The 15821-nt window shown below is 61.5% G+C and carries 16 protein-coding genes; 5 read left to right on the forward strand and 11 right to left on the reverse strand.

What is annotated here, in order from left to right; genetic code table 11:
- Window positions 1-703: 703 nt before the first annotated feature.
- From ACT7B3_RS10875 to ACT7B3_RS10895, 5 genes are all read left to right on the forward strand, one after another.
- Window positions 704-1144, forward strand: coding sequence for a DUF488 domain-containing protein (locus ACT7B3_RS10875; RefSeq protein WP_445157959.1), 441 nt, complete (start codon window positions 704-706; stop codon window positions 1142-1144).
- Window positions 1145-1285: 141 nt separating this feature from the next.
- Entirely contained in the window at window positions 1286-1438 is a 153-nt protein-coding gene (locus ACT7B3_RS10880) for a hypothetical protein (protein ID WP_444677357.1), read from the forward strand.
- A gap of 71 nt (window positions 1439-1509) precedes the next feature.
- Window positions 1510-2067: a lasso peptide biosynthesis B2 protein gene (locus ACT7B3_RS10885; protein WP_444677356.1), complete on the forward strand. Its 558-nt coding sequence runs from the start codon at window positions 1510-1512 to the stop codon at window positions 2065-2067.
- On the forward strand, window positions 2067-4025 hold the full coding sequence (locus ACT7B3_RS10890; protein WP_445157960.1) for an asparagine synthase-related protein: 1959 nt from the start codon (window positions 2067-2069) through the stop codon (window positions 4023-4025). Before ACT7B3_RS10885 ends, ACT7B3_RS10890 begins: the two co-directional genes overlap by 1 nt.
- Window positions 4022-4294 carry a PqqD family peptide modification chaperone gene (locus ACT7B3_RS10895; protein WP_444677353.1) on the forward strand — a complete coding sequence of 91 codons (273 nt, stop codon included), beginning with the start codon at window positions 4022-4024 and terminating at the stop codon, window positions 4292-4294. The genes ACT7B3_RS10890 and ACT7B3_RS10895 overlap by 4 nt, the downstream gene beginning before the upstream one ends.
- Here ACT7B3_RS10895 and ACT7B3_RS10900 read toward each other — a convergent pair.
- The 11 genes from ACT7B3_RS10900 to ACT7B3_RS10950 all read right to left on the reverse strand — a co-directional run bounded on the left by ACT7B3_RS10900 (window position 4281) and on the right by ACT7B3_RS10950 (window position 15811).
- Complete coding sequence (locus ACT7B3_RS10900; protein ID WP_445157961.1) at window positions 4281-5321, reverse strand: hypothetical protein; 1041 nt, start codon at window positions 5319-5321, stop codon at window positions 4281-4283. The two genes, ACT7B3_RS10895 and ACT7B3_RS10900, sit on opposite strands and share 14 nt — an antisense overlap.
- 114 nt (window positions 5322-5435) lie before the next feature.
- Window positions 5436-6827 carry a Si-specific NAD(P)(+) transhydrogenase gene (sthA, locus tag ACT7B3_RS10905; RefSeq protein ID WP_444677351.1) on the reverse strand — a complete coding sequence of 464 codons (1392 nt, stop codon included), beginning with the start codon at window positions 6825-6827 and terminating at the stop codon, window positions 5436-5438.
- 113 nt (window positions 6828-6940) lie between these two features.
- The gene (nqrM, locus tag ACT7B3_RS10910) at window positions 6941-7195 is read right to left on the reverse strand and encodes a (Na+)-NQR maturation NqrM (RefSeq protein ID WP_445157962.1); all 255 of its coding nucleotides are present in this window, start codon (window positions 7193-7195) and stop codon (window positions 6941-6943) included.
- Window positions 7196-7212: 17 nt separating this feature from the next.
- Entirely contained in the window at window positions 7213-7932 is a 720-nt protein-coding gene (locus tag ACT7B3_RS10915) for a hypothetical protein (protein WP_445157963.1), read from the reverse strand.
- A 56-nt stretch (window positions 7933-7988) separates the two neighbouring features.
- Entirely contained in the window at window positions 7989-9221 is a 1233-nt protein-coding gene (gene nqrF, locus ACT7B3_RS10920; RefSeq protein WP_444677350.1) for an NADH:ubiquinone reductase (Na(+)-transporting) subunit F, read from the reverse strand.
- 68 nt (window positions 9222-9289) lie between these two features.
- Window positions 9290-9907 carry an NADH:ubiquinone reductase (Na(+)-transporting) subunit E gene (gene nqrE / locus ACT7B3_RS10925; RefSeq protein ID WP_444677349.1) on the reverse strand — a complete coding sequence of 206 codons (618 nt, stop codon included), beginning with the start codon at window positions 9905-9907 and terminating at the stop codon, window positions 9290-9292.
- Between the two features lies 1 nt (window position 9908).
- Window positions 9909-10577 (reverse strand): NADH:ubiquinone reductase (Na(+)-transporting) subunit D, encoded by a 669-nt coding sequence (locus ACT7B3_RS10930; RefSeq protein WP_444677348.1) that lies wholly within the window; start codon window positions 10575-10577, stop codon window positions 9909-9911.
- Window positions 10578-10588: 11 nt separating this feature from the next.
- Window positions 10589-11401 (reverse strand): Na(+)-translocating NADH-quinone reductase subunit C, encoded by an 813-nt coding sequence (locus ACT7B3_RS10935; RefSeq protein WP_444677347.1) that lies wholly within the window; start codon window positions 11399-11401, stop codon window positions 10589-10591.
- A complete protein-coding gene (locus tag ACT7B3_RS10940) occupies window positions 11401-12627 on the reverse strand; it encodes an NADH:ubiquinone reductase (Na(+)-transporting) subunit B (protein ID WP_444677346.1) in 1227 nt (408 codons plus the stop codon). The genes ACT7B3_RS10935 and ACT7B3_RS10940 overlap by 1 nt, the downstream gene beginning before the upstream one ends.
- Window positions 12627-13976, reverse strand: coding sequence for a Na(+)-translocating NADH-quinone reductase subunit A (locus tag ACT7B3_RS10945; protein WP_445157964.1), 1350 nt, complete (start codon window positions 13974-13976; stop codon window positions 12627-12629). Before ACT7B3_RS10945 ends, ACT7B3_RS10940 begins: the two co-directional genes overlap by 1 nt.
- A 371-nt stretch (window positions 13977-14347) precedes the next feature.
- Window positions 14348-15811: a glyceraldehyde-3-phosphate dehydrogenase gene (locus ACT7B3_RS10950; protein ID WP_444677344.1), complete on the reverse strand. Its 1464-nt coding sequence runs from the start codon at window positions 15809-15811 to the stop codon at window positions 14348-14350.
- Between the last annotated feature and the right edge of the window lie 10 nt (window positions 15812-15821).

The raw sequence follows: 15821 nt of genomic DNA on the forward strand, positions 1-15821 counted from the left end.
CAACGGATCAGCGAGACAGATCTATCTATTTGTTTTTACATCGCTTTTTCCTGTTTTATTTCTAACGGCAAAAGACCATGATAGGAAAATATAGCCCGCAGAACAAACTTTCAATATTATTACCAACGCAATCACGAAGCATTAAACCAATGCAACAACAAGGATGAGAAATCTAAAAAATCGTGGTGAATCATGCCGATATGATACGGATAAAAACACTCGATCCCCTCGTCTCCGCTGCTCGCAGGCGCACACATTGGTAAAATTGAGTAACATGGCATTATATTTGCCACACCAAGATTCCAATCACCTCCTACCTTCTTTATTACTTACTGGATTGCACTATCGTCCTCCTTGGCTTATATAAAACGTGCCACAGACGGAATCTTGCCATGAAGGCAATAAGAAATAGCTGTCTTTGGGCTGGCTATGTGACAAAGTGTTATCCAGCTGTCGCTTGCCAGCGACTTATGGGTAACACCGATGCGGGGCAATCAGGTCAGAACCCAAATGCAGAAACCAGACCATCAGCATACGGCAGCCTGTTCAGGCTGAGCGTCACGTGACGAAACGTATCCAACATGGTTGAATCCCGAGTAGGGTGCCGACCCGCCTGCTCGATGCGAAAGCCACGAAGCGCCGTCAAGCCCGGCCCACGCTGCAGCCGCCGGCAGCTTTCGACCAACGCCAAGGAGGGAGACCCATGAGTTACGACATCGCGCTCAAGCGCATCTACAGCCCCAGTGAGCCCGATGACGGCGCCCGCGTCCTGGTCGATCGGCTGTGGCCGCGAGGCAAGCAGCGCGAAGCCCTGGCGCTTACCGACTGGTATCGTGACGCCTCTCCCTCCCCCTTGTTGAGACGACAGCTGCATCAGCAGGAGATCAGCAGCGCGGTGTTTACCGTTCGCTACCGCGGAGAACTGCGTGACCACCCCGAGGCTTTATTGCCTCTGATGCGCCACGCACGTCGCGGCAGGCTCACGCTGCTTTCTGCCGAACGCAATCTCGACGACTCCTATCTACCCACCCTGCAGCAAGCGCTGCTCGAAGCGCTCCAAGCCGAAGATACGGCAGACTGCGAGCCTTCGTCACCTCCTTGCCTGGCCCACCTGCTGGCAAGCCAGGGCATGCCTTCCCGATAATTTCATCACGCTCTAGCATGACGCAAACCATGCCGAAACGTGGCGCAAAATCACGCTCCAGGCGGATTGTGGGCGAACCATGACGGGCCTATGTTGAGGGTGCACTCATAAGAGTGCACGTGAATTTACGAGGGCTTCACAATGGAACACAAGACGCTGAAAGGCCAGTGGGTCACCCCCGAACTGACTCGGATGAGCGTGGAAGAGACGCTGGGCGGTACTCAGCCCAACTCCTCCGAAGTACGTTCAGGCAACGAGAACGCTGCCGGAGATCCTAATTTCGGCATGAGCTAAGGCACTTACGCCAAGGCAGCCATACCGGAACGGATCGCCTGACGGTAGCGACCCATCCTCTCGACGGGCGAATGACCGCGCTCGTCGAGAGCTTCATTTCGGCGCTTCGTTTCATTGCATTATTTACATGCTTGGCCAGAGAGGCTTCTTCTATGTTTCGACGTCTGCCCTCATCTCGTAGGCGCTTGGCCATCGAAGCTGCTGCCCTGCTACCCCTTGCCTGGCTCATGGTCAGGGCCGTCCCTTTTCGCTTCTGGCATACCCTGCTCGGCGAGGCCACGTGTGGCGAGAGTGAAGATGCCACACACCGCAGCGCAGCCCGACACCAAGATGACATCACGGCGAAGGAGATCAGCTGGGCGATCAATGCCGTAAACAGGCGCCTGGGCGATGTCTACACCTGCCTCATGAAAGCCATGGCGGCCCAGTGGATGCTCAACCGACGACATATCTCCAGTACCCTGGTACTCGGCACCTGCACCGAACGTGGCGTCGATGGCAAGCTGGTGATCAAGGCGCATGCCTGGCTGCGGGTTGAAGGGAGCACGGTGCTTGGCCAGCACGCCGGCAACTTCACCGCCGTCTCGAGCTATGTGAAGCTGCTCCCGCTGGCCCGGGGCAAACCCTGATGGCGGCGATCTTCGCCAGGCTGCATCTTGATGAAACACCCCTGCCCCCCCGGGCACTAGACCATGGGCTCGCAGTGCTGTCCGAGTATGGCCCGGAGGGCGAAGGTCGCTGGTCTTCGCGTCATGCTGGCCTGGGCTATCGCCATCTCGAGGTCTCTCCCGAGTCCTGCCATGAAGCCCAGCCCGTGCATCACGGCCCGCTGGTGCTGGTGGCCGATGCTCTACTCGATAATCGAGACGAGCTATGCGACCGCCTCGACATTTCAACCGGCCAGCGCACCACCCTGCCAGACAGCCGACTGCTGCTCCAGGCCTACCTGCGCTGGGGCAGCGCCTGCGTGGACCGGCTCCACGGCGATTACGCTTTCGTGCTGTGGGATGACAGGGCCGGACATGTATTTGCCGCACGAGATCCCGCTGGTGCCCGCCCGCTGTTCTATACCTGTCGTCACCAGCGGCTCGTGGTGGCCACGGATATTCGCGCCCTGCTGGCCCAGCCTGACCTCGCCTTTACACCGAACGAGTCGCGCATCGCCGCTTACCTACAGTGGCCGCTGAACCCCACCGAGGACTGTTTCTTCACTGACATAGCGCCGGTGCCGCCCGGTCATACGCTGCTCGCCGATCGAAATGGCGTTAGGCTCAAGCGCTGGTGGGACCCGCGCGACATCAGCGAAGTACGCTTTGCCCGACGCGAGGACTACGCCGACCACTGCCGCGAACTGCTCGAAGCCGCCGTGGCGGATCGCATTCGTACCTCACACCCGGTCGGCAGCCACCTGAGCGGCGGGCTGGATTCCACCGGAGTGACGCTGCTGGCCAGCCGCCGGCTCAAGCAGCGGGGCCGCAGCCTGGACGGCTGCTACACTTGGGCTCCCGCGGTATCTAGCCGTTATCCTCTGCACACCGACCACAGGGATGAACGCCGCCTGATCGCAGCCGTCTGCACGCAGGAAGGCATACCCTGCCTTTATGGCAGCGCGGCAGGTGAGGACTACGTCGACTTCCTGGGCCGCGACATGGCCGTAGAAGGCCACTGCGATCTTTTCGAAGAATTACCCATGATGGCGGCCGCCGCGCAGCGCGGTACCCGCGTCATGCTGTCCGGCTGGGGAGGCGACGAAGCACTGACTTACACCACCCGCGGAGTGGCCGCCTATCTGTTGCGCACGGGCAAATGGCGAACGCTGCTGGGCATGGCACGGCGCCATGCCGGCGGATTGCGCCGCTGGCATCGCTGGTCCCGCTTCCTGTGGCAGGAAGCCTGCCTACCGCTGATGCCCGATGCCCTGTACAGCCGGTTCAGCCCCTACATGAACACCCAGCGGCTCGACTCGGTGGCAGCAAACCACTGGCTGACGCGTTTCTCACACAGCCAGGCCGGACGCGGGCCGGCCTGGCGAGTGCTTGGCGATCCCCGGCGGGTACAGCACGCGCTGCTCGATAACGGCCATCTTGCGGCGCGCATGGCGACTTGGGCGAACTGGGCTGCCCCGCATCGCCTCATCTATCGCTACCCGCTCACGGATCGGCGCGTATTGGAATTTGCCCTGGGACTGCCCCGCGAACTGCTATGGCAAGAGGGCACTCACCGCTGGGTTTATCGGCGAGCCCTGCATGACCTACTGCCTGCCGGACTTGGCAAGTACGACACCGTGAACGAGCGCAAGCGCTACGATCAGTTGGTGGAGTGCCGCCAGCGCCTGGCCGACCAGACTCGTCAAGGCAGGTACCTGGCGCCCTGTCCATGGCTCGACGTTGCACGGCTGAACGAACGACTCGGCGAAGTTCCGCATGCCGACCCAGGCAAAGCGATCGCAGAGTTCATTCCCGTGGAGGCTGCCCTGCGCATTTGGCACCTATGGCAGCACTATGGCGCGACCCGCGGTAGCGTACTACAGCCAGGCTCGCCTCAGGCAAACCACACCATCATCACTACGCAAGGAGTCACCGAATGAAATCTCATAGCTGGATCGTTCGCAGTACAGAACCCCTCGCCTCTCGCGTCGATGACGACTTGGTGCTGTTCAGCGCCAAAAAAGGCATGTATTACGGTACCCAGAGCATTGGCCAGCAGATTTGGGAACATCTCGAGACCGAGATCCAGCTGGCCGATCTATGCGATCGCCTGCAGGCGTCCTTTAACGTGGAGCGAGACACCTGCGAGCGAGAAGTGGTGGCGTTTCTCACCCAGCTTCAGCAGGAGGGGCTGATTACCGTTCGCTGATCCTTGTCTCTGGCCCAGGTGAGGTGTCACCGTTCGCAATCGCGTCCAGCAGGGGGGCCAGCCCCGCCTCGATCTTCTCCAGGTTCCAGGGACGGTAAAAACGGTAGACCGTAATGGCCGATGCCAATGCCGACACCGTACCGAGCAGAGTTGCAGGCGGGTTGAACAGCCGTCCCAGCTCCGCTCGGTAAAGCGCTCCCGAAACGACCTTGAACGCAGCGACGCCCGTCAACCGCTCCAGGCGCGCCGCCTCGCCCGGCTCGGCGCGCTTAAGCTCCACCAGGACCTTCAGCGGCTCCACCACTTCGTCCTGGAAACCGCCATGGGCGTTGAGGTGGTATTTCTCGGCTCGCGTCAGGTCGCGGGTCAACCCGCTCTTGTCGATAGACATTGCGGCGAGTGCATCCTGCCACAGCTTCAGCCTCGGCGGCCCAGGATAGAGAAACGGCTGCGGATCATCGGGCTGGACCACTGCCACGTCGTCGCTGACCAGCGGCCAATCGAAACGGTGATGGAGCCAGGCAGCCATGGTCGACTTGCCCGCTCCCGACTCACCGGTAAATGCCCAGACGCCTGCCGGCGTGCTGACCGCACTGACATGCAGCGGAAGGCACTTACGCTGGTGTAACAGGATGCCCAGCGCGGCGCCCAGCAGATAGAGTCGCACATCACCGGCCGTCACCTGCATGGCGGGGTCTCGCTCGACGCGTCGATCGACAAGGATGCGCCGCCCCCGTTCGATGCGATAGCGGGCCACGCCTTGCACGTGTATCTGGCAGCGCCCTTCGGCAAGCTCAAGATAGGGCCATCGTTCGGTGGCATCCTCAAGCGGCCCAAGTTCGCCCGATGCCAGGATCTCGATATCGGGATCGCTACATGGCGCTGCAGCGGCGAGTTCAGGCAGTTCGAGCTGTGAAGCGATGCACAGACCGTAGCTCTGGTAATAGAAGCGATCGGGGCTGCCGAGGCATTCACCGCGGCGCTCTTCACGCTGGATAGGAGAGGATGGGGTCGGTGTCTCGCTCATGGCCTTCGGGTCCACTCAAGCTGGAGGCGCGGATTGCACCTCCAGTAGTGTAGCCGTTTCAGCCAGTTTCGAGACGCTCGGTGAGCGTTTGAAGCCGAGGACCCGCGAGCTGTATCAGAATACGCGATTCAGGCCGTTCTGAGCCGCCACGCGATACGCTTCCGCCATGGTGGGATAGTTGAAGGTAGTGCTGACGAAATACTTGAGGGTATTGGCGGCGCCCTTCTGCTGCATGACCGCCTGGCCGATATGCACGATCTCCGAGGCCTGGTCGCCAAAGCAATGAATGCCGTAGATCTCGAGCGTATCCTGGTGGAAGAGAATCTTGAGCATGCCAACCGTGTCGCCGGTGATCTGGGCCCGCGCGGTATCCTTGAAGAAGGCCTGGGCCACTTCGTAGGGCACCTTCGCCTCGGTCAGCTCACGTTCGGTACGCCCGAAGGAGCTGATCTCGGGAATGGTATAGATCCCTGTCGGCACCTCATTGACGAAGCGATAGTCCCGGTCGAGCAGCTCGTCGCAGGCATTCAGCCCCTGGTCATAGGCGGCGCTGGCCAGACTCGGCCAGCCGATCACGTCACCGGCGGCATAAATGTGCGGAATGGCCGTGCGGTAATGGTCGTCGACCTGTAGCTGACCGCGCCCGTTGGCCTCAAGGCCGATATTCTCGAGCCCCAGCTCATCGGTATTGCCGGTACGCCCGTTGGCCCACAGGAAAGCATCGGCGCGCAGCTTCTTGCCCGACTTCAGATAGACCACGACGCCGGCTTCATCGCCCTCGACCCGGTCATACTCTTCGTTATGGCGGATCAGTACGCCGTGTTTGCGCAGGTGGTAGGAGAGCGCGTCGGAAATCTCATCATCAAGGAACGAGAGCAGCCGGTCGCGGTTGTTGATCAGGTCGACCTTCACGCCAAGACCAGAGAAGATCGACGCATACTCGCAGCCGATGACTCCGGCCCCGAAGATGACCAAGGTGCGCGGCGTATGCGACAGACTCAGGATGGTGTCGGAATCATAGATACGCGGGTGGCGGAAGTTGATATCGGCCGGCCGATAGGGGCGCGAGCCGGTGGCAATGATCACCTTCTGCGCCACCAGCTCCTCCAGCGCCTCTTGCCGATCCCGCACCAGCAAGGTGTGCTCGTCCTTGAAGCGTGCCACCCCGCTATAGAGATCGATGCGATTGCGGGCATAGAACCGGGTACGCATCTCGACCTGCTGGTCGATGGTGATGCGTGAACGCTCCATCACCTTCGGGAAGGAGAACCAACGCGGTTCGCCGATGTCGCGGAACATGCGGTTGGTATTGAACTGCATGATCTGCTTGACCTGATGGCGCAGCGCCTTGGAGGGTATCGTGCCCCAATGGGTACAATTGCCGCCCAGCACAGGCTGCTTCTCCACGACCGCCACCCGCTTGCCATGCTTGGCAGCATTGATGGCGGCACTTTCCCCGGCAGGGCCGGTGCCGATGACTACCACGTCATAGTTGTGGACTGCCATTGTGTCTCCTTTTCCCGGTAGGGGGCCAGGCCCCTGATGATGTACCAGGCCAGCGCCGGCCAAGCGTGCGCCTCGCTGGCGAGGCGCGCCGGGCACGCCTCCTCCAGCCTCACTCAGCGGCGCGTGGCGTCGTAGCCAAGATCGGCCCCCCGGCTTTCGTCGCTGCTGCGGCGCGCGCTCGCCCGCTTGCGATTCTCTTCCTCGCAGACCTCATCCTTGCCGCCGCAGATGTCGCAGCCTTCCTTGAGCCCGAGTTGGTTGAGCCCGCCGCAGGAGCCGGCAATCGGCTTGCGTCCCAGAATGACGCCGATCGCCATCGCGCCCATGATCAGCAGCATAAAGCCGAGAACAACAAAAAAAGTCGTCATGACATTGCTCCTTGCGGCTAGCGCTCCAGCCAGGGGGCGAGAGCCGCAGTCTGATGAATGGTGATGCCTTGTGAACTCTTGACAACGATGCTGGCGGCAATATCCCTGTCCTCCGCCCACTGCAATACCTGGAACGGCCCGACCTCGATCAGCGTATCGGCCTGCATCCGACCCTCCATGGCGCTCGAAGCGATGACTGCGACCCCCAGAATGAACGGCTGAGAGAAGGTCGGCGTACGGTCCAGCCTTCCCAACCGGTGCAGCATAGCCGCGTCGTCTAGGCGCACATGCATGGGATCTTCCATGCTGGGCAGCGCGGCGTGCGCAAGCGATACTCGCCAGACCCTACCGGGCGGCGCCCCCTGCGAGCGCATCACACCACCCACCTCCACCATCAGATGATGCACGTCCAGCTGCGCCAATTGCTGTGCCAGGCGATCGACGGCAAGCGCGTGGAAGACCTGGTCCCACACCTCAGCCAGCCCTTCCGGCTCGCTTATCTTCCACAGCGGAGCGAAGGCCGACCGACGCACGCCAGCCGCGCTTCTGCGCTCATCTTCCAGCGTTTCCAGTTCACCTTGAATAACGGCCAGCAATGCCAAGGGAGACATGGCATCGAGGTCGGCATACAGGGTGATGTGGTAACCCGTGCCCAGCGCTACTCCCTGCACCTGCTGCTCCTGCAGCGGATTGCGGCAGGCCGTCAGTAGCATCAACGGCAACAGCAGGCTGAACATGAACAGGGCTGGCCCACGTTGGGCCAGCCCCGTCATTCGCCCTGGGGCGACTGAGATCATCCGCCAAAGTCATCCAGCAGGATGTTCTCCGGTTCAACGCCCAGATCAAGCAGCATCTTGATCACGGATGCGTTCATCATGGGCGGCCCACACATGTAGTACTCGCAGTCCTCGGGAGCCGGGTGGTCCTTGAGGTAGTTCTCGTACAGCACGTTGTGGATGAAGCCCGTCGGCCCGGTCCAGTTGTCTTCCGGCAGCGGGTCGGACAGCGCCAGGTGCCAAGAGAAGTTGGGGAACTCCTCGGCCAGCTGGTCGTACTCCTCGTTGTAGAAGGTCTCGCGCCAGGAGCGCGCACCGTACCAGAAGGACATCTTGCGCGAGGACTTGAGACGCTTCAGCTGGTCGAAGATGTGGCTGCGCATCGGGGCCATGCCGGCACCACCGCCGACAAAGACCATTTCCGCATCGGTGTCCTTGGCGAAGAACTCGCCGAAGGGGCCCATCACGGTGACCTTGTCGCCCGGCTTCAGGTTGAAGACGAACGTCGACATCAGGCCCGGCGGATGGTTGGTGCCCGGAGGCGGCGTGGCGATACGGATGTTGAACTTGAGGATGCCCTTCTCTTCCGGGTAGTTCGCCATGGAATAGGCGCGGATGACTTCCTCGTTGTTCTTGTGGGAGATCTTGTACAGATCGAACTTCTCCCAGTCGCCACGATACTCCTCCTGGATATCGAAGTCGGAGAACTTGATATCGTAGGGAGGCGCTACCAGCTGGACGTAGCCGCCGGCACGGAAGTCGACGTTCTCGCCCTCGGGAAGCTTGAGGTTGAGTTCCTTGATGAAGGTCGCGACGTTCGGGTTGGCGATGACCTCGCATTCCCACATCTTGACCCCGAAGACCTCTTCCGGCACTTCGATTTTCATGTCCTGCTTCACCGGGACCTGGCACGACAGGCGCCAGCCGTCCTTCTTCTCGCGCATGGTGAAGTGGGACTCTTCCGTCGGCAGGATGGCCCCGCCGCCCTCTTCCACCCGGCACTTGCACTGCGCGCAGGAGCCGCCGCCACCGCAGGCGGAGGAGAGGAAGATGCCGTTGGCCGCCAGCGTGTTGAGCAGCTTGCCGCCGGCCTGGGTGGTAATGGTGTGGTCCGGATCGCCGTTGACCTCGATCGTCACGTCGCCGGTACTCACAAGCTTGCTGCGGGCGGCCAGGATCACCAGTACGAGGCCGATGACGACCACGGTGAACATGAACACACCGAGCAAGATGACAGCTGTTCCAGTCATGTCGGTTTCCTATTTGCTGTGTGACCTAGTGCCCGGCGGTGCAAGCATCCGCCGGGCATGCGCCTGGCTCAGAGCTGAATGCCCGAAAAGGACATGAAGCCCAGCGACATCAGACCCACGGTGATGAAGGTGATGCCCAGCCCCTGGAGGCCAGCCGGTACGTCGCTGTACTTGAGACGCTCGCGGATCCCCGCCAGGGCGGTGATCGCCAGTGCCCAGCCCACGCCGGAACCCAAGCCGTAGACCACGGACTCGCCGAAGCCGTAATTACGCTCGACCATGAACAGCACGCCACCGAGGATGGCGCAGTTCACGGTGATCAGCGGCAGGAAGACACCCAGCGCGTTGTAGAGAACCGGCACGTACTTGTCGAGGAACATCTCGAGGATCTGCACCAGCGCGGCAATAACGCCGATGTAGCTGAGCAGGCCCAGGAACGACAGGTCGATGTTCTCGGCACCGGCGATGCCGGTCCAGGTCAGCGCCCCTTCGGCCAACAGCGCATTGAAGATGACATTGTTGACGGGCACGGAGATGGTCAGTACCACGATGACCGCGATGCCAAGGCCAAACGCCGCCGACACCTTCTTGGAAACCGCCAGGAAGGTACACATGCCGAGGAAGAACGCCAGGGCAAGGTTTTCGACGAAGACCGAAGCAACGAAAAGGCTAATATAGTGCTCCATGTTACACAGCCTCCTTCGGCTCGGTATTGTGCTTCATCTTGAACTCGTTCTCCTCAACCTGCTCCGGGTGCGCTGCGCGCAGTGCCCAGATGATCAGGCCGATGATGAAGAACGCCGAGGGCGGCAGCAGCATCAGACCGTTGGGCACGTACCAGCCGCCGTCCTGTACCGGGCTCAGGATGGTGAAGCCGAACACACTGCCGGCACCGAACAGCTCGCGGAAGAAGCCAACCACCATCAGGATGAAGCCGTAGCCCAGACCGTTGCCAATGCCGTCGAGGAACGACAGTCCGGGGCTGTTCTGCATGGCGAAGCCTTCGGCACGACCCATGACGATACAGTTGGTAATGATCAGGCCCACGAACACCGACAGCTGCTTGGACATTTCATAGGCGAACGCCTTCAGCACCTGGTCCACCACGATGACCAGCGATGCGATGATGGTCATCTGCACGATGATGCGGATCGAGGAAGGAATGTGGTGCCGGATCAGCGACACGAAGAGGTTGGAGAAGGCCGTCACGAAGATAACGGCCAGCGTCATGACCAGCGATACGCTCATGCTGGTCGTTACCGCCAGCGCGGAACAGATGCCTAGCACCTGTAGCGCGATGGGGTTGTTGTTGAAGATCGGGGTCGTGAGGACGCCCTTGGGAGACACGGCTGACATGGTCAGGCTCCTTACGCTTCAGCTTCGAGTTCGACGTCGGCTTCCTGAGCTTCCTCCGGCTCGATTCCTGCACGGAATCTTGCCAGATACTCACCGAAGCCTTCCGGGCTCAGCCAGAACTGCAGCATGTTGGTCACACCATTGGAGGTCAGGGTAGCACCCGAAAGACCATCCACCTGGTGATCGCCTGTGCCGCTGCCGCGCGCCACACGAATGGCCGGCGCCACGCTCTGCTCGTCGGCAAAGATCTGCTTGCCTTCCCACTGAGCCTGCCAGCGCGGGTTGTTCACCTCGGCGCCAAGCCCCGGGGTTTCGCTGTGCTCGTAGTAGGTGATACCGACGATGGTGTTGCCGTCGCCTTCGATCGACATGTAGCCACGCATCAGCCCCCACAGGCCCTGGCCGCGAATCGGCAGGATGATCTGGTCAGGGCTGTCGGGATTGCCTACCAGGTAGACGGTGGCGAAGTTCTCGACGCGAGTCAGGCCGGCGATATCGCGGTCGCCGGACAGCGTGCGTCCGGTTGCCGGGTCGCGTGCCGCCTGGAAGTGGTCGAAGGTTTCCGGGTTGAACTGGTCGGTATACTCACCGGTGCGCAGATCCACCACGCGCGGCGTGATCTCGGCGAAGGCCTCTTCCACGTTGATGCCACGCTCATAGAGGTTGGCGACGCGAAGAATGTTGGTCTTGCGGTCGAGTTCCACGTTGAGCTGCTGCATCGGGCGCAGCGCCACCGCGGCAGTCGAGACAATGACGGAACACACGATACAGAGTGCGAACGCCACCGTCAGGATCTTCTTGATGGAGTTGTTGCTCTGGGCCATCAGGCAGTCTCCTCGGCCGGCACACCGGTGCGCTGAACGCGGCGCTTGATGTTGGCCTGTATAAAGAAGTGGTCGATCAGCGGAGCAAACAGGTTAGCGAACAGGATCGCCAGCATGATGCCTTCGGGGAACGCCGGGTTCACCACGCGGATCAGCACGGTCATGACGCCGATCAGGGCACCGAAGATCAGCCGCCCCTGGTTGGTCATGGACGCGGACACCGGATCGGTGGCCATGAAGACCATGCCGAAGGCGAAGCCGCCTACCACCAGATGCCAATACCAAGGCATGGCGAACATCGGGTTGGTGTCGGAACCGATCAAGTTGAACAGCGCACTGGTCGCGACCATGCCGAGGAATACCCCGAGCATGATTCGCCAGGAGGCGATCCGGGTCCACAGCAGCACGGCAGCGCCGATGAAGATCGCCAGCGTGGAGACCTCACCCACCGAGCCCGGTACGAAGCCGATGAAGGCATCCCACCAGCTGTACTGGCTGCTCAGGTCGGCCATGCCTTCCTGGAAGGCGATGGAGAGCGGCGTAGCACCGGAATAGCCGTCTGCGGCTACCCACACCTCGTCACCCGAAATTTGTGCCGGGTAGGCGAAGTAGAGGAAGGCACGTCCGGTCAGCGCCGGGTTGAGGAAGTTCTTGCCGGTACCACCGAAGATCTCCTTGCCGATCACCACGCCGAAGGTGATGCCCAGCGCCACCTGCCACAGCGGGATGGTAGCCGGAAGGATCAGCGCGAACAGCACGGAGGTAACGAAGAAACCTTCGTTGACCTCGTGGCCACGCTTGATGGCGAACAGCACTTCCCAGAAGCCCCCGACCACGAACACCACCAGGTAGATCGGCAGGAAGTACGTCGCACCAAGTACCAGGTTGGACCACAGGCTGCCCGGCTCATAGCCGGCCGTCAGGGTCATCACGATGGCTTCGCGCCAGCCGCCCAGGGACGCATAGCCTTCGGCAATGGCCATGTTGGTCTGCCAGCCGGCGTTCCACATGCCGAAGAACATCGCCGGGAAGGTACACAGCCACACGGTGATCATGATGCGCTTGAGATCGACGCCGTCACGCACGTGGGCGGTGGTCTTGGTGACGCTGGGCGGCGAGTAGAAGATCGTATCCACGGCTTCGTACAGCGGATAGAGCTTTTCGTACTTGCCACCCTTGTGGAAATGCGGCTCGAGACTGTCGAGTGTCTGTCGGATACCCATCATCAGGCCTCTTTCTCGATCATGGTGAGATTGTCACGCAGGATGGGACCGTACTCGTACTTGCCCGGGCACACGTAGGTGCACAGCGCCAGGTCCTCTTCATCCAGCTCCAGGCACCCAAGCTGCATGCCCGTCTCGATATCGCCCACGATCAGCGAACGCAGCAGCTGGGTCGGCAGGATATCCAGCGGCATCACCTGCTCGTAGGCCCCCACCGGCACCATCGCGCGCTCCGACCCGTTGGTCGAAGTGTTCGGTGCGTAGTTGCTGAGTCCCTTGAATTTGGACAGGTAGATACCCAGGATTGAGTGACGATTGCTGCCCGGCGAGAGCCAGCCCATGAACTCGCGCTTGTTGCCTTCTTCGAGCAGCGAGACCTGGTTGTGGAACCGGCCCAGGTAGCGCAGGCCGCCCTCGCAGGTGGTGCCGGAGAACACCGAGCCGGAGATCACGCGCGTGTCTTCGGGCTGCAGGATCTCACCGGCGAGCAGCTCTTCGGTGCTGGCACCGATGCGGGTACGCAGCAGGCGCGGCTTCTCGGCCCGCGGACCACCCACGGCGACGATCCGGGACACGTCGATACGGCCCTCGGCGAACAGCTTGCCGAAGGCAATCACGTCCTGGTAGCCGATGTGCCATACCCGCTTGTGCAGGGCGACTGGCGAGAGGTAGTGGATATGGGTACCGACCAGGCCGGCGGGGTGCGGGCCGCCGAAGGTCTCGACCTGAACGCCCTTGACGTTGGCGCCCGGAATCGAAGCATTGGCCGCCGTGCACAGGAAGACCTTGCCCTTGGTCAGCCGCGCCAGCACCTTCAGCCCGTCTTCGAAGGCGCTCGCCTGCTCGCTGATGATCAGTGCCGGATCTGCGCTGAGCGGATGCGTGTCGATGGCGGTGACGAAGATATCGGCAGGGATGCTGTCGATGGCGGGAGTGCGGGAGAAAGGACGGGTGCGCAGCGCCGTCCACAGACCAGAGTCGACGAGCTGATCGACGACGGCCTGACGCTCGAGGCTCTCGAGCTTGTCGCGGCCATGGGCGGTGAAGGCCACCGCCTCTTCGCTCTCGTCTACCTTGATCACCACGGAAAGCAGCTTGCGCTTCTCGCCGCGGTTGATGGCGACGACTTCACCGGCAGCCGGGGCCGTGAAGCGTACGCCTTCGTTCTTCTTGTCGGTGAAAAGGAGTTGGCCCAGTTTCACCTTGTCCCCTTCCCGAACTTCCATAGTCGGCTTCATGCCGATGTAGTCGGTGCCCAGGATGGCCACGTGACGCACGGGACGCGCAGTGTCGATGCGCGGCTCGGGCGCCCCCATGATGGGGAGATCCAGGCCTTTCTTGACTTCGATCATAGTCTCGCCCAGTTGATGGATCGGATAAACGAAGAAAAGGGGTTCGATTGGATTCGAATTCTTGTTAGGTCAGTACGTTACCAGTCAGGCTCGAGCCAGCTCGAACCACCCCGAAAAAATCCACCGCATTATAAAGATAAGTGCGTCCAATGACCACACGGCCAAAGGTGGCCAAACGTCAAAGGACCCCGCTTGGCGCCAGGCGCGACAAGGGTTCAATGGGCGTTGAAACGCGCTCGCCATGGGCCATGGCAAGGAATCGGCGAGACCGGCCCGCAGCGCGGCTGTGGAAGAAAAACAACGGGAGAAATGACGTGCATCATGGCAATCCCGACCTTATGGGTCGGGATTGCCTGCACAAGAGAGCGCGCTTACGCCTGGGCGCGCGGCAGCTTGAGGAAATGCACGTTGGAGATGTGCTGCAGGATGCGCACCACCTGGCAGCTGTAACCGAACTCGTTGTCGTACCACACGTACAGCACGACATGCTTGCCATTGGCAATGGTCGCCTTGGCATCGACGATCCCGGCATGGCGGTTGCCGACGAAGTCCGTCGAGACCACCTCGGGCGAGTCGACGTAGTCGATCTGCTTCTGGTAGGCCGAATCGATCGACATACGGCGCAGGTAGTCGTTCAGGGTCGCTGCATCGGCGTCGCGCCCCAGGGTGAGGTTGAGAATCGCCATGGAAACGTTCGGCGTCGGCACGCGGATGGCGTTGCCGGTCAGCTTGCCGGCCAGCTCCGGCAGCGCCTTGGCCACGGCCTTGGCCGCACCAGTCTCGGTCAGCACCATGTTGAGCGGCGCGCTGCGACCGCGGCGATCGCCCTTGTGGTAGTTGTCGATCAGGTTCTGGTCGTTGGTGTAGGCATGCACCGTCTCCACGTGGCCGACCTCGATGCCGTACTCATCGTTGAGCACCTTGAGCACCGGCACAATGGCGTTGGTGGTACAGGAAGCGGCCGACAGAATGGTGTCGCTCGCTTCGATATCGCCGTGGTTGATGCCGAACACGATGTTCTTGATGTCGCCCTTGCCCGGCGCGGTGAGCAGCGCCTTGGAAACGCCCTTGCACTGCAGGTGCTGGCCTAGCCCAGCCTCGTCGCGCCAGATCCCGGTGTTGTCAACCACCACGGCGTTGTCGATGCCGTAGGCGGTATAGTCGATCTCGCTCGGCGAATCGGCGTAGATCACCTGGATCACGTTACCGTTGGCGGTGATGGTGCGCGCCTCGTAGTCGACGCTGATGGTGCCGTCGAAGGGCCCATGCACGGAGTCGCGACGCAGCAGGCTGGCGCGCTTCTCCAGATCCTTGGCGATATCGCCGCGGCCACGCACGACGATGGCGCGCAGGCGCAGCAGGTTACCGCCGCCCGCCTTCTCGACCAGCACCCGAGCCAGCAGTCGGCCGATGCGGCCGAAGCCGTAGAGCACCACGTCCTTGGACTGGCCGTTGCTGCCGCTTGGGTCGTGCGCATCGACGATCTCGGCGAGCTCTTCGAGCAGGAAGGCCTTGACGTCACCACCGCCGCGCTTCTTGAAGGCCACCCCGAGCTTGCCCACGTCGACATGCGCCGGCCCCAGGTTGAGTTCGGCCATGGCCTTCACCAGCGGGAAGGTATCGCTGACGGAAAGCTCTGTCCCCTCGACCTTTCTGACGAAACGGTGGTCCTTCAGGATGCGAATCACCGAACGGTTGAACAGCGAGCGCCCGTAAAGGGTGGTCACCACGTTGTTGTGGCGATAGAGACTGCCGATCAGCGGAATCATCTGCTCGGCGAGCGCCTGATTGTCGTGCCATTCCTGAAAGACGGTATCGAGGGGTTGTTGACTCACGTGAAGCCTC

The organism is Halomonas sp. E14, assembly GCF_052568415.1.

Bases quoted from the DNA above. Each gene is read 5' to 3' on its own strand.
- ACT7B3_RS10875 (WP_445157959.1), top strand. From the start codon at position 704: ATGAGTTACGACATCGCGCTCAAGCGCATCTACAGCCCCAGTGAGCCC.
- ACT7B3_RS10880 (WP_444677357.1), top strand. From the start codon at position 1,286: ATGGAACACAAGACGCTGAAAGGCCAGTGGGTCACCCCCGAACTGACT.
- ACT7B3_RS10885 (WP_444677356.1), top strand. From the start codon at position 1,510: ATGACCGCGCTCGTCGAGAGCTTCATTTCGGCGCTTCGTTTCATTGCA.
- ACT7B3_RS10890 (WP_445157960.1), top strand. From the start codon at position 2,067: ATGGCGGCGATCTTCGCCAGGCTGCATCTTGATGAAACACCCCTGCCC.
- ACT7B3_RS10895 (WP_444677353.1), top strand. From the start codon at position 4,022: ATGAAATCTCATAGCTGGATCGTTCGCAGTACAGAACCCCTCGCCTCT.
- ACT7B3_RS10900 (WP_445157961.1), bottom strand. From the start codon at position 5,321: ATGAGCGAGACACCGACCCCATCCTCTCCTATCCAGCGTGAAGAGCGC.
- sthA (WP_444677351.1), bottom strand. From the start codon at position 6,827: ATGGCAGTCCACAACTATGACGTGGTAGTCATCGGCACCGGCCCTGCC.
- nqrM (WP_445157962.1), bottom strand. From the start codon at position 7,195: ATGACGACTTTTTTTGTTGTTCTCGGCTTTATGCTGCTGATCATGGGC.
- ACT7B3_RS10915 (WP_445157963.1), bottom strand. From the start codon at position 7,932: ATGTTCAGCCTGCTGTTGCCGTTGATGCTACTGACGGCCTGCCGCAAT.
- nqrF (WP_444677350.1), bottom strand. From the start codon at position 9,221: ATGACTGGAACAGCTGTCATCTTGCTCGGTGTGTTCATGTTCACCGTG.
- nqrE (WP_444677349.1), bottom strand. From the start codon at position 9,907: ATGGAGCACTATATTAGCCTTTTCGTTGCTTCGGTCTTCGTCGAAAAC.
- ACT7B3_RS10930 (WP_444677348.1), bottom strand. From the start codon at position 10,577: ATGTCAGCCGTGTCTCCCAAGGGCGTCCTCACGACCCCGATCTTCAAC.
- ACT7B3_RS10935 (WP_444677347.1), bottom strand. From the start codon at position 11,401: ATGGCCCAGAGCAACAACTCCATCAAGAAGATCCTGACGGTGGCGTTC.
- ACT7B3_RS10940 (WP_444677346.1), bottom strand. From the start codon at position 12,627: ATGATGGGTATCCGACAGACACTCGACAGTCTCGAGCCGCATTTCCAC.
- ACT7B3_RS10945 (WP_445157964.1), bottom strand. From the start codon at position 13,976: ATGATCGAAGTCAAGAAAGGCCTGGATCTCCCCATCATGGGGGCGCCC.